The 12002-nt window shown below is 48.4% G+C and carries 10 protein-coding genes; 7 read left to right on the top strand and 3 right to left on the bottom strand.

What is annotated here, in order from left to right; all coding sequences use genetic code 11:
- Positions 1 to 78 precede the first annotated feature (78 nt).
- Both V5J77_RS17845 and V5J77_RS17840 read right to left on the bottom strand, forming a co-directional pair.
- Complete coding sequence (locus V5J77_RS17845) at positions 79 to 1638, bottom strand: IS1182 family transposase (RefSeq protein ID WP_338556900.1); 1560 nt, start codon at positions 1636 to 1638, stop codon at positions 79 to 81.
- A gap of 133 nt (positions 1639 to 1771) precedes the next feature.
- Positions 1772 to 2929, bottom strand: a complete 1158-nt coding sequence (locus V5J77_RS17840; RefSeq protein WP_338552155.1) for a PQQ-dependent sugar dehydrogenase — start codon at positions 2927 to 2929, stop codon at positions 1772 to 1774.
- Positions 2930 to 3303: 374 nt separating this feature from the next.
- On the opposite strand from V5J77_RS17840, the gene V5J77_RS17835 reads away from it, so the two are divergent.
- From V5J77_RS17835 to V5J77_RS17805, 7 genes are all read left to right on the top strand, one after another.
- Positions 3304 to 3927: a hypothetical protein gene (locus V5J77_RS17835; RefSeq protein WP_338552154.1), complete on the top strand. Its 624-nt coding sequence runs from the start codon at positions 3304 to 3306 to the stop codon at positions 3925 to 3927.
- A gap of 243 nt (positions 3928 to 4170) precedes the next feature.
- Entirely contained in the window at positions 4171 to 4713 is a 543-nt protein-coding gene (locus V5J77_RS17830; RefSeq protein ID WP_338552153.1) for a glycerol-3-phosphate responsive antiterminator, read from the top strand.
- 50 nt (positions 4714 to 4763) lie between these two features.
- Complete coding sequence (glpK, locus tag V5J77_RS17825) at positions 4764 to 6254, top strand: glycerol kinase GlpK (protein ID WP_338552152.1); 1491 nt, start codon at positions 4764 to 4766, stop codon at positions 6252 to 6254.
- A 457-nt stretch (positions 6255 to 6711) separates the two neighbouring features.
- Positions 6712 to 7083, top strand: coding sequence for a metalloregulator ArsR/SmtB family transcription factor (locus tag V5J77_RS17820; protein ID WP_338556898.1), 372 nt, complete (start codon positions 6712 to 6714; stop codon positions 7081 to 7083).
- Positions 7076 to 7573 (top strand): SRPBCC domain-containing protein, encoded by a 498-nt coding sequence (locus V5J77_RS17815; RefSeq protein WP_338552151.1) that lies wholly within the window; start codon positions 7076 to 7078, stop codon positions 7571 to 7573. Before V5J77_RS17820 ends, V5J77_RS17815 begins: the two co-directional genes overlap by 8 nt.
- Positions 7574 to 7768: 195 nt before the next feature.
- On the top strand, positions 7769 to 9154 hold the full coding sequence (locus V5J77_RS17810; RefSeq protein WP_338552150.1) for a hypothetical protein: 1386 nt from the start codon (positions 7769 to 7771) through the stop codon (positions 9152 to 9154).
- A gap of 1 nt (position 9155) precedes the next feature.
- Positions 9156 to 9917: a fused MFS/spermidine synthase gene (locus tag V5J77_RS17805; RefSeq protein ID WP_338552149.1), complete on the top strand. Its 762-nt coding sequence runs from the start codon at positions 9156 to 9158 to the stop codon at positions 9915 to 9917.
- A 66-nt stretch (positions 9918 to 9983) separates the two neighbouring features.
- Here the strand turns inward: V5J77_RS17805 and V5J77_RS17800 are convergent, their stop codons facing one another.
- On the bottom strand, positions 9984 to 11816 hold the full coding sequence (locus tag V5J77_RS17800) for a UbiD family decarboxylase (RefSeq protein WP_338552148.1): 1833 nt from the start codon (positions 11814 to 11816) through the stop codon (positions 9984 to 9986).
- Between the last annotated feature and the right edge of the window lie 186 nt (positions 11817 to 12002).

Below are 12002 nucleotides of genomic sequence, written 5' to 3'. Positions count from 1 at the left end.
GTAAGTTCGCTCACTTGAGGAAACAGCTCGCTTTATGGAAAATAGGTAAAAAATAAAGAAATGGCGGTGTTGGGGAGGTCATCCCTGCACCGCCATTTCTGACTTTTGGTCTATTGCCGCTTTCTTGAGCAAATTGTGGGCAAGCGAAAGCCATCCGACCTCCAGGCTTACCTTAGGCAGGCCACGAAGCAGAAAGCGCCGGAATCCCCGGTTGTTCTTCAGTTGTCCAAATACACTCTCGGGCTCGATCATTCGTCGAACCGCCAGAGCGTATCCCTCGTCGCTCCTGAGTTTCTCGCGTACTTGCTGCTTGTACCGCAAATACTTGAGACTCACGCTGATTTCCCGATTCCCTTGTGCTTTTGTACAAGCTTCTTTGAGCGGACAATCTTCGCAGCTTGCGCTACGATAGTGTCGCTTTCTGACTTCATATCCGCTTTCAGTCGTTCCCTTACTCTCATAACGAAACAGCAGCTTGCGCCCTACCGCGCATGTCCAAGTATCTTCGGCTTCATCGTACTGCCAGTTGTCCAGCTTGCTGATATCCTGCTGCCACCTCTTCGATTTTTCCTTGTGGTAAGTACTGTACTTCACTAATGCTTCTAACTGCTCACCTTCTAAGTATGCGTCATTTTCTTCACCGCCGTATCCTGCATCCGCGATGACGGTTTTCGGCAGCTTTCCTAGAGCGGCTTTAACCTTCTCCAAATGAGGTTTGAGGCAACGCGTGTCGGTTGGGCGTTGATGCAAACTGTAGCCGATGATGAACTGGTTTTCTGTTCCGATCTGCACATTGTAGCCAGGTTTCAATTGACCATTTTGCATGTGATCTTCTTTCATTCGCATGAAGGTAGCGTCGGGATCCGTCTTGCTAAAGCTGTTCCGATCCCCAAGAAGCTCTTGCTGCCTTTCATATTTTTGCAAACGAGGGAGCAGGTCTTTACGGAGCGCGCGCACCGCTTTTTTAAGCGGCTTGTCCTTCGGCTGGACTTGCAGTTTAGCTTCCAATTGTTGAACAGCAGCCTCTAGCTTTTCGCTCGTCAGCGCGGATGCCTCGCCAAGCTCGGTGAGGTCTTCTCCAGCCTGTTCCAGCTCTTCTTGCTTCTCCGCTGCTTCAATCGTTGCAAACAGTGTCCGTACTTTCTCTTGCAACTTTGCCTTGTGCTTCACGACGGCTTTGCCCCAGACGAAGGTGTAACGGTTCGCGTTTGCTTCGATCTTCGTGCCATCGACAAAGTAATGCTCAAGCTTCACGTACTTTTCCTCTGCAAGATAATGAAGGATACCTGTGAAGACCGTCTCCAGTACCTCTTTCATTCGTTCGGAACGAAACCGATTCAGCGTTCGAAAGTCTGGTCGTTGTCTGCCTGCGATCCACATGAACATGATATTCTCACGAACCGCTTTGGCGATTTGACGAGAAGAGTAGATTCGCTGTGAGTAGGCGTAAATGATAACTTTGGTGAGCATCTTGGGGTGATAGCTATCTCTTCCGCCTCCGGGATAAGCCGCGTCGAAGATCGCGTCGTCGAGCTGATTAACAGCAGCGTTGACTACACGAACCAAATGGTTAGCGGGTATGTCTTCTTCTAAATCCATTGGTAAGCAAAGTTGATCCATGGTATATTGAATGTACAAAGAAACCGTCTCCTTTGGTAGTTGGTTGGGTGGTACCTCCATTTTACCAAGAAACGGTTTCTTTTTGTTTGACATTATGAAGAAGGGGCGTCCCTAAGTCATTTATGACTTTTGGGACAGCCCCCTGCTTCGTCTATTTCAAGCTGGTCAATAGCAGCAAGCGATCATCTGTAGCTGAAGGACTTCCTCTGCCATCAGTATTATTGGTAATGACATAGACGCGTCCATCCTTCAGCTTTACATCGCGCAAGCGTCCTTCTCCATTAAAGACGACAGCCATTTCCGTTGTCTCAAGGTTATAGCGATATAGCGAACGGCCCGCGAGCGTAGCGATCAGCATCCGGTTCTGGTCGTCGATTGCTGCGCCGGAAGGTGCGATAGCCGGTTCTCCAGAGTGATAGACGGGCGGAATCAGCCCGCTGCCTGTTTGATCGCCGTATACATTCGGCCACCCATAATTGCCGCCAGGCTCAATGACGTTAATTTCGTCATGTCCGCCAGGCGAGCCTGATGGGCCATGCTCTGTAACAAGCATGACACCTTTATCGGTCCAGGCCAATCCCTGCGGATTGCGGTGCCCATACGAAAAAACGTAGGAACCAGCAAATGGATTGTCTGCCGGCACTTTGCCATCGAGTGTCATGCGAAGTATTTTACCTGCCAGGCTGCGCGTATCCTGTGAAAGCTCAGGCTGCTGAGCATCGCCTGTTGTGATATACAGCAGCTTGTCCGGTCCATAGGCCATCCGCCCTCCATTATGATTAAAGGCACCTGGAATACCCTCCAGTAAAGCATGAGCTTCTTCCCAGCTCTCGCCAGTGTACTTCAGCTGCACGATTCGGTTAAGCGTTTCTCCGCCTTCTTCATACGTATGGTAAGCATAGGCAAGCTGAGATTGCTCGAAATCCGGCGCAAGCAAAAAGCCTAAAAGTCCGCCTTCGCCGCCTCCTTGAACGGATTTAGTTAAATAAACGTTTTGTCTCGTTTGTTGCTTGCCCTCGATTTTGACAATATGGCCTTCGCGCTCACTAACATAAATAACGTCGTCAGCAAATGCGATAACCCAAGGCGCACGCAGCTTCTCTGCAATAACCTCGTATGCTTCAGTAGACCCAGCATTGAATTCCGGTGAAGCTGTCATCTCAGACACGGCTGAATCAAACGTTGCTTTTGGCGAGGCAGCCGAGGTGAACTGGATTGCCCCCGGAGCGTCATTTTGCCCGCAGGCTGCAAGCAGCCCTATGCATATGCTGAACGTCAGCAAAGTCGATATTCGTTTCAAGCTCAACATCCGCTCTCCCCCTTTTGTTCAGTTATCTCCTAGTTATTACGTTTCGTGCTCTTTACCGATACCGAAACGGAGATATTTCTTTTACTACGCAAAATGGAGCAACATCGTTGCGGCCTATTTTAACCGAGCATCTTGAGGAATTGGCGCGGTATATCCTTTAGCGTTGCGTTGCTTTGGTGCCCTGCCCTGCACTGCTGCATCGTCGTTTGAAGGTTTTGATGTATAATGGGAAATTGATGTGTATATAAGAGAAAGGATGAAGCATTTTTGGGACGAACAGTTAAGCCGGATGAAGGAGTTATTAGAGTCAGACAGCTCTAAAACTAGCTAACGGGGGGAGGCAAAATATAATGAAGCAATAGGAGAAGCCGCGGTTGCCGGCACCAGAGAAGCTGGAGAAGCAGATGCGCATACTCGCTGCGCTGGATTTGATTATGTGCGAGGAAGATTGGCTTCGCGTTCATCGCTATGACTCCACATGGGCGGATGATGAAACGATGGGCAGCTTGAACAATGGCTCGGGGGATGTTGTATTTGTTGTTTTTGCACCGGAAGGGGTCATTATTAAAGGCTTTGACCATGAATCGCCGTACAGCCCGCATGCCCAGGAGGAATACGGTACATGGCCGGGTATTTATAATGAGGTGCCAGAAGCGCTGCTGCAACGCATTCAGGATGTGGCATTCACCCATGAGGATGTCACCTTTTGCATTTGGCGGGAAAATGGCGATTCCGTGTGGCGCACTAGCGAATATGAGCAGCCAGAGGGTTGGGAAAATGGAGCAGATTATCTGCTGGGTTATTTGTGCGATTCCCCTGAAAGCTATCAGGAATGGGCGCAGGACTATTTCGAGGAGAAGCTGGAATTGGCAGCCGTCCGTGCGGTTTTTGAAGGGGTCGAAATCACACAACAACTCATTGCCAGCCTGAATCCGCAGCGAGACGCTGAGGAAGCGCTTGAGGAGCTGGAAGAGCTTGGTCTTCTTAAGCTTTCTTAAGGTATGAGTGGGTTTACAGCTTGACCTTAGTATATTATAATCGTCACTGACAAGTAAATAAAACTTGCTGTGAGACTAATGAGAACAGCCGCTGGATTGAGTATATAAATTCCGAATATGGGGTGTATACATTCTTTCTGTCGGCTTTTTTTAATTGATAGCCGTTGAAATCGTTTACAGCTTTACAGCTAAAGCAGTGATTTGAGCAGCCGTGAATGGTTGCGAGGTTTGGAGGGAACAAGCATGCAGCCGAATACGGTTATTCCGGCGATTCGGAATTTCAAGGAATTAGAGCAGGCGCTGGCCTCGCCGCAGCAGATCTTATTTTTGCTTGAGGGCGAGCTTATACAATTGCAGGGCATCGCGGATGCGGCGAGAAGTGCGGGCAAAAAGCTTTTTTTGCATCTGGATATGGTCAAGGGCATTAAGGACGATGAGGCCTCCATTCATTATTTAGCCAAGGCGATTAAAATTGATGGCGTCATCAGCACAAGAACATCTAGCCTTCTACTTGCCAAGAAGCATAAGCTGGCAGCGATCCAACGCGGATTCCTCATTGATTCGCATTCGGTCAAGACGATTATTAATACGGCGGCGCATGTGAAGCCCGATTACATCGAGCTGCTGCCAAGCTTCGCCCACTCCATGGTCGGCAAAATTAGGCAGGAGACGAATACGGAAATTATTTTGGGCGGCTTTGTGCATACGCGCGAGGATTTGCCCGCCTTGTTCGGCTCCGGGGCCATCGCGGTTTCATCCAGCAATGCGGCGCTTTGGAAATTGTAAATGGATGATTTCGGTTAGGCATAACGTGTAATTTAGGAGGTTATAATAAAATGGAAAAATATATATTGGCGCTCGATCAAGGCACGACAAGCTCACGAGCTATTCTTTTTAATAAAAAGGGAGAAAAGGTTCATACCGCCCAGCAGGAATTTAAACAGTATTTTCCAAAGTCAGGCTGGGTCGAGCACAATGCCAATGAAATTTGGGGCTCTATTTTGGCTGTCATTGCCGCGTGTCTATCTGAGTCGGGCATTAAAACACAGCAGATTGCTGGAATCGGTATTACGAATCAACGTGAAACGGCGATTGTATGGGACCGCAAGACGGGAGTTCCGATTTACAATGCTGTCGTTTGGCAATCTCGCCAAACGGCAGAAATTTGCGAGCAGCTCAAGGCAGATGGTCATGAGCCTTTGTTCCGCAGTAAAACCGGCTTGCTTATTGATGCTTATTTTTCCGGTACGAAGGTAAAATGGATACTTGATCATGTGGAGGGTGCGCGTGAGAAGGCTGAGCGTGGCGAGCTTATGTTTGGAACGGTTGATACATGGCTGATCTGGCGTCTGTCTGGACGCAAAGTCCATGTGACGGATTATTCGAATGCATCACGGACACTCATGTATAACATTAATGAGCTGAAATGGGATGAAGAGCTGCTGGAGCTGCTGGACGTACCAGCTAATATGCTTCCAGAGGTGCGTCCTTCCTCCGAAGTTTACGGCTATACAGATGAATATCATTTCTTCGGCTGCAAAATTCCAATTTCCGGTATTGCAGGCGACCAGCAAGCAGCCTTGTTTGGTCAAGCCTGCTATCAGGAGGGCATGGCTAAAAATACGTACGGAACCGGCTGCTTTATGCTGATGAATACGGGAGAGAAAGCCGTCGTTTCCGAGCATGGCTTGCTGACCACGATTGCTTGGGGAATAGATGGAAAAGTGGAATATGCACTGGAGGGCAGTATTTTTGTTGCAGGCTCTGCTATTCAATGGCTGCGGGATGGTCTTCGCATGCTGCAAAATGCGACGGACAGCGAGCAGTACGCAGCACGTGTTGATTCAACGGAAGGCGTCTTTGTCGTTCCAGCGTTTGTTGGACTCGGCACGCCTTATTGGGATAGCGATGTGCGCGGTGCGGTGTTTGGGCTGACACGCGGCACGACCAAGGAGCATTTTATTAGAGCGACGCTGGAGGCGCTCGCTTATCAGGCGCGCGACGTGCTTGCCGCGATGGAGGCTGATTCAGGGCTGACGCTCAAAACGCTGCGCGTCGATGGCGGAGCCGTGAAAAACGATTTCCTGATGCAGTTCCAAAGCGATATTCTTGGCGTTCCGGTCGAGCGGCCAGTCAATGCAGAAACGACAGCACTTGGCGCAGCCTATTTAGCTGGACTCGCCGTAGGCTTCTGGAGCAGCCGCGAGGAAATTATGGAGCAGTGGCACAAGGAGCGTGCTTTCCAGCCTGCTATGGGGGAAGAGCATAAGGAAAAGCTCTATACCGGCTGGAAAAAAGCAGTGAACGCTGCAAGGGCGTTTAAATAAGGCCAGGCTATTATGAAACCGCAAGGCAGTGATGGGCTGCTTTGCGGTTTTTATTTCTCGTTCTTTTTTGCTTTGCTTTGTTATCCCCTTAGCTCAGAAACGAAATGCATGAATGGAGTGGCCTAAGGCCTAAGGTCTGACTGCATGTTCGCCTGAAAGATCGGAGGAATAATTCCTTTCCGGTCGTTGGAGAAGGTGGGGATGATTGTGCAAATGGTTTTAACATCCAGTCACATTCATTTTTTCTGAGCTAAAGGGATAACCTATGTAAAGCCTTCAAAACTGAAGCGGCAAAGGAGGCAATCGGCAACGGCTCGGCATGCTATAATGAGGAAGTTGGCAGGATTATAAAATTTAATTGAAATTAAAATTGAAATTGAAATAAACATGCGTTTGCAGGAATATTCCTTTTGGGGTATACTTTAATGGATAACAAGTCTGGAGTAGATTTATGATGATGAAAGCGATGACCTTCAGCGCTTTAGCCGAGCCGAACCGCCTTAGTATTGTGGAGCTTCTGCGTGACGGGCCGCTGCCCGTAGGCGCTATTGCCCAGCAGCTGGAGCTGAACCAGCCCCAGACGTCGAAGCATCTTCGCGTGCTCAGTGATGCGGGGCTGGTGGAGGTGCAGCCGGCTGCCAATAAGCGAATTTACAAGCTGCGGCCGCAGTCTTTGCAGCAATTGAATGAATGGTCGGAGACGTTCCGCAGCATGTGGGAGCAGCGCTTTGACAATTTGGAAGCTTATTTGAAGGAGCTTCAGAAGCAAGAGGCAGCACAAGCGCAGCAACCGATGACTAAGCTAAAGACGGAGGATGAGCATGACTGAGCAACTGGAAATTACAAGGGAATTGCATGCGCCACGAGAGCTGGTATTTAAAGTGTGGTCAGAGGTAGAGCATTTGAAAAAATGGTGGGGACCAACCGGGCTCGAGATTAGCTATGCCAAGCTTGATTTTAGACCAGGAGGCATGTTTCATTACAAGATGACAGCGCCGGATGGTGCTGAAATGTGGGGCAGATTCGTGTTTGTTGAAATTGTAGAGCCAGAAAAAATGGTTTTCGTTAACTCTTTTTCGGACAAGGATGGCAATGCTGTACGTCCCCCTTTCAGCGAAATATTCCCGATTGAAATTTCCAATACGTTAACGTTTACCGAGCAGGATGGCAAAACGATTCTCACCTTACGCGGAGGACCGATTAATGCGACGGAGGCAGAACAACAATTTTTCATAGGCATGTTCGATTCCATGAGACAAGGCTTTGGCGGAACATTCGATCAGCTTGAAGCTTATTTGAAAGTGGTTCAGGTCGGTTAACTATTAATTAACTTCCGAGGGCTGTTTCTTTTGCAGTGTGCTGCTGCGAGGGGACAGTCTTTTTTACTTTGCAGCGACCAGCTCGTGGATGTCCATTTAACCGTTTCCAGACTTGTTGAATATAAAAAGGAAATTAAATGAAATTGTCGAATTACAGGAGATTGATAATGAAGAGGAGAAAGGACATTTAACGCTATGATGTTTGGTAGAACGACGGTGAAAATACGAATGGGTTTAATAAGCGTTTCTTTGATAATGGGTATATTGGCTTCGGGTTGCTCGAACGGCCTGAAATTTCAGGAAGATGCCTCCGCAGTTTCAGATAAATTATCGGAGAGCTTTGGAACGTCTTCTGCGAGCCCTGCTCTAGAGCAATCACAGCCTGCAGAAGCGGACACTGAGGAAAAGGACGACTGGATGAGTGCAGACAATGCTGAAGGGAAGTCACTGTCAGAGCTTGAGGCGAAAGGATTTGTCCTGTTAGGAAAGCAGGTTTTTGAGCAGAATGTAGAAAAGAAGCAGGATGACAATCAGCAGCTTGTATATGGTTATTTCCCGCTTGAGGATAGGTGGCAGCAGCAATTTTATTTGGTTAATGCTGCCGATCTTGTCTTAAGCTCGCTGCCTGCGAGCTTTGCATCGGGGTTTGATCTTAAAAATATGGAGTCGGTAAGCTTTAGAGATGTCAATTATGATGGGGCAAATGATATTATCATTATTGGAAATTATACTGACGTAGCGGAAGAAGGTAACAAGAGCGACCCTGTAAAGCTTGTTTCGGTCTATTTTGAAGATAATGGGAAATATATAGAGCTGGCATGGTACGATGACCTTATGAATCGTTCAGTTAGCGATATTAATATAGATCGTGTGGAAAAGAAGGCAGCATCCATCTATAATCAAATTGTTCAGAAAGAGCAAAATGATACAGATGCTGAAGCCATCATTGGACGTTTAGCAGAGCTTATAAGCAGGGAAACGCTGTTGGAAACAGGAGATATTAATTTCATAGCTCCCTATGATTCTGTGCGAATGTTTTCCGAAGATGCTTATAGCTATGAATTACATTTGATATACGAAGTGTCTAAATGTATCGCTAAGAAAACGGAACAAATAGCTTCTGACCCCGTTGGACTTGCAGCTAAAGTAAAGCAGTATGATGAGCTTATTGGAGAGCTGGTAGGAACCATGAGCAGATTTTACTATTTGGAAACGGGTAAAGGGACAATTTGGCGTACAATTGGCGCTTATACAACTTTTGATCGTCAAATCGCCATTCATCATTATGCTTTAGCTAGCAAGGACCACGCAGGAGGAGAAGAGAGTTTGAAGCTGAGTGGATTAATTGAAAATGGAAAGCAGTTGCGAGAGGATATGCTGGATTTTCAAAAGCAAGCGTTGGCTGACAAAGATGATAGCATAATGCTGACGAATGAGGAGATCGATGAAATTTCGGAGCTGGTGGAGCAACTGGATGCGAGCATGGATATATTCGTAAAACTAGCGGAGAATGACAATAGCGTGGGGGTATTGATTGATTTTATGAATCGTACGATAGATACAAAGCTGAGTGAGATGTAACATGGAGCATTCAGCAAATAAGATCGAACGCATATGGTTTGAGGAGCGTACCGCTCACCACGAAATTGTCGTCTACGATACGGCGGAGCTGGATGGAGAGAAAGGGCGCTTTCGCGTTCTCCAATTTGCCGGTAATGCCATGCAGGGGGCACTTGATCTTGAACGTCCGGAGCGTATTTTGTTCGAGTATCCACAGGCGATTATTCATCTAATGGAAAGCAATGCGCTGGCTTTCGAAAAGGTGTTTCTCATTGGTCACGGGATCGGGACGATTGCCAGTTATTTTGCAGAGAAGTCGCTTAAGGTAGCAGAGCTTGATGAGACAGTCGTGGAGCTTAGCCGAACGTTTTTTGGCTATATTCAGGATAATGTGGTTATTGGAGATGGGCGTGCTTTGCTGGAGGCGGAAGCGAACCATACATATGATTACGTCGTAGTGGATGCTTTCACCCGTGAGGGAACGCCGCGATCGCTTGTGTCGCTGGAGTTTTTTTATTTAATTCAGCAGAAGCTGAGTGAAGGTGGCTCCGTTATTTTGAATCTAATGGGTAAAGGAGAGCGGGACAAGCAAATACATGCCATTATGACTACGCTGAAGGAGCGGTTTGATTATACTAAAGCGTTTATTTTGCGGGCGGAGGGAGTTGCTGACCTGCAAAATATTGTTATAATAGGAAGCGAAAAGCCCATTGTCTTCCAAGCTCGCCACATGGCTGGATTCGTCGAGCTAGCGTACAGCGAGGGTTATATTATTCGGGATTAGGGGGCAGTCCCCTAACAGTCGAACACAACAAAAGGAGTACAGGTCATGAGCCTGTACTCCTTTTGTTTACAGCTTAAGACCGCCAAGGCTTGCGCCAGAAGTGAATAAGCGCTCGATACGTTTCTCTACCGCTGGATCAGCGATAAGTGGCGGTGCTTGATGCGGCTTCGTACGCGCATCAATAATAACGTTATCGCAGGCCCAGTGCTTGTGCTCATAGCCGCTATTTACCCCGTAAATATCATGAGAAGGGTTGCTGCGCGTAAACGTTGCCCATAGGAAGTTATCTACCTTCGCGCTGAGAAACGTGCTGTCGTCGCATAAAATAATCATCGGACAGGACGGCAGCGGCCCCTTCTCGGCAATTGCCTCGCTCAAGCGCTGTAATTGCAGCTTCGCTTCAGCATAGCTTATAAAGGCTGAGCCTTGAATCGCTACAACTCCAGGCATAACGAGCCTAGCATTCTCAAATCCTCGCAGTTCCTTAAGCGCCTCAGGCGTTTCGCGGCACAGCTCGCGAATCTTCTCTCCATACGCTGCAAACACGACCTTGCTGCCTTCATTAAGCCCCGTTCCCGAATAATCGAGCGTATCGATTGTCGTATTCGTATAAAAATGAATATCGCGGCGCAGCTCCAGCCGCTCCAGCACATAGGCGAGAAATTCCGCCTCATGATGCGTCGTTACAGGCTGCTTGTCCTCCGCCGTAATAAATAAATACTTGGCCAGACTAAGCTGACCTGTGCCCAAAATCCGGTTCGCCAGCGTCAAAATTTCTGTTGGCCGCTTCACCTGCTGATATGGCGTGTACCGCTCGCTGCCAATCGCGAACAGCAGCGGATGCACGCCTGCCGCATCGACGGCGTGAACTTCCTTGACGCCGGGAATTTCCTGCTTGATCGCATCTCCCGTAAGCTCATGAATAAGCGCTCCGAAGGCGGTATCCTCCTGCGGCGGCCTGCCGACGACGGTAAATGGCCAGATCGCATTAGGCTTCGCATATACTTTATGCACCTTCATTAACGGAAATGGATGCGTCAGGCTGTAGTATCCGAGGTGGTCGCCAAACGGACCCTCCGGCTTTGTCTCGCCGGGATGGATTTCACCTGTGATGACGAAATCTGCGTCATTGCTAAGCACGAAGCCGTCCTTGTAGCTATAGCGGAAACGGCGTCCCGCGAGCAAACCAGCAAAGGTCATTTCGCTTAAGCCCTCCGGCAGCGGCATAACGGCAGCCAGCGTATGGGCCGGAGGCCCGCCAACGAAAATGCTGACTTTCAGCGGCTTGCCCAGCTTATTGGCCATATCCTGATGAATGCCGATGCCGCGATGAATTTGGTAATGGACGCCTACTTCCTTATTCAGCTCATAATCATTGCCGCTAAGCTGAACGCGGTACATGCCAAGATTTGCGCTCATGAGTCCCGGCTTGCCCGGCTCCTCGGTAAACACCTGCGGCAGCGTCACGAAAGCTCCGCCATCATCTGGCCAATGCTTAATGAGCGGCAGATCGGAAATTTGTATTTCCTGCGCCGCTACCGGCACGCTTCCCGAGCTTTGCTTCGGCAGCGCCTTCCATGCCGCGAGACCCGTTCCAATATGTCCAAACGGGTTTTTCATCGCTTTCATAGGATCGCCGCGCAATTCCATGACGCGCTGGACGGATTCCCATGTATGGCGGAACATAAATTTACTCCGCTCAACTGTTCCGAATAAATTGGAGACAGCGCGGAATTTGGAGCCTTTTACATTTTCAAACAATAGGGCGGGCCCGCCAGCTTCAAATACCTTCATATGAATCGCCGCCATTTCCAAATGGGGGTCGACCTCTTCTTTTATCCGAACGAGATGTCCGTTCTGCTCCAAATCGAGCACACACTGCTCCAAGTCGCGATACATGTTGAAATAGCTCCGATCTATATGAATTTTGCCAAGTGCTTCTCTTCTCAAAAAAACCAGTTATCTCTAGTTAAAACGAATTAAAACCCCTTGTCAAATTTACCGCCTAATCTAGTGAACAGGTTCAAAATTTAATAGTGTTCAGATGTTGAGATTTACACCGTAAGCTGCATAAACATACACTGT

The sequence above is a fragment of the Paenibacillus sp. KS-LC4 genome (assembly GCF_036894955.1).
Taxonomy (GTDB): domain Bacteria; phylum Bacillota; class Bacilli; order Paenibacillales; family Paenibacillaceae; genus Pristimantibacillus.
The sequence above is the reverse complement of the archived record's forward strand: the minus strand, read 5'-3'. Positions and strand labels throughout refer to the sequence as shown.

Bases quoted from the DNA above. Each gene is read 5' to 3' on its own strand.
- V5J77_RS17840 (WP_338552155.1), bottom strand. From the start codon at position 2,929: ATGTTGAGCTTGAAACGAATATCGACTTTGCTGACGTTCAGCATATGC.
- V5J77_RS17830 (WP_338552153.1), top strand. From the start codon at position 4,171: ATGCAGCCGAATACGGTTATTCCGGCGATTCGGAATTTCAAGGAATTA.
- glpK (WP_338552152.1), top strand. From the start codon at position 4,764: ATGGAAAAATATATATTGGCGCTCGATCAAGGCACGACAAGCTCACGA.
- V5J77_RS17820 (WP_338556898.1), top strand. From the start codon at position 6,712: ATGAAAGCGATGACCTTCAGCGCTTTAGCCGAGCCGAACCGCCTTAGT.
- V5J77_RS17815 (WP_338552151.1), top strand. From the start codon at position 7,076: ATGACTGAGCAACTGGAAATTACAAGGGAATTGCATGCGCCACGAGAG.
- V5J77_RS17810 (WP_338552150.1), top strand. From the start codon at position 7,769: ATGATGTTTGGTAGAACGACGGTGAAAATACGAATGGGTTTAATAAGC.
- V5J77_RS17805 (WP_338552149.1), top strand. From the start codon at position 9,156: ATGGAGCATTCAGCAAATAAGATCGAACGCATATGGTTTGAGGAGCGT.
- V5J77_RS17800 (WP_338552148.1), bottom strand. From the start codon at position 11,816: ATGTATCGCGACTTGGAGCAGTGTGTGCTCGATTTGGAGCAGAACGGA.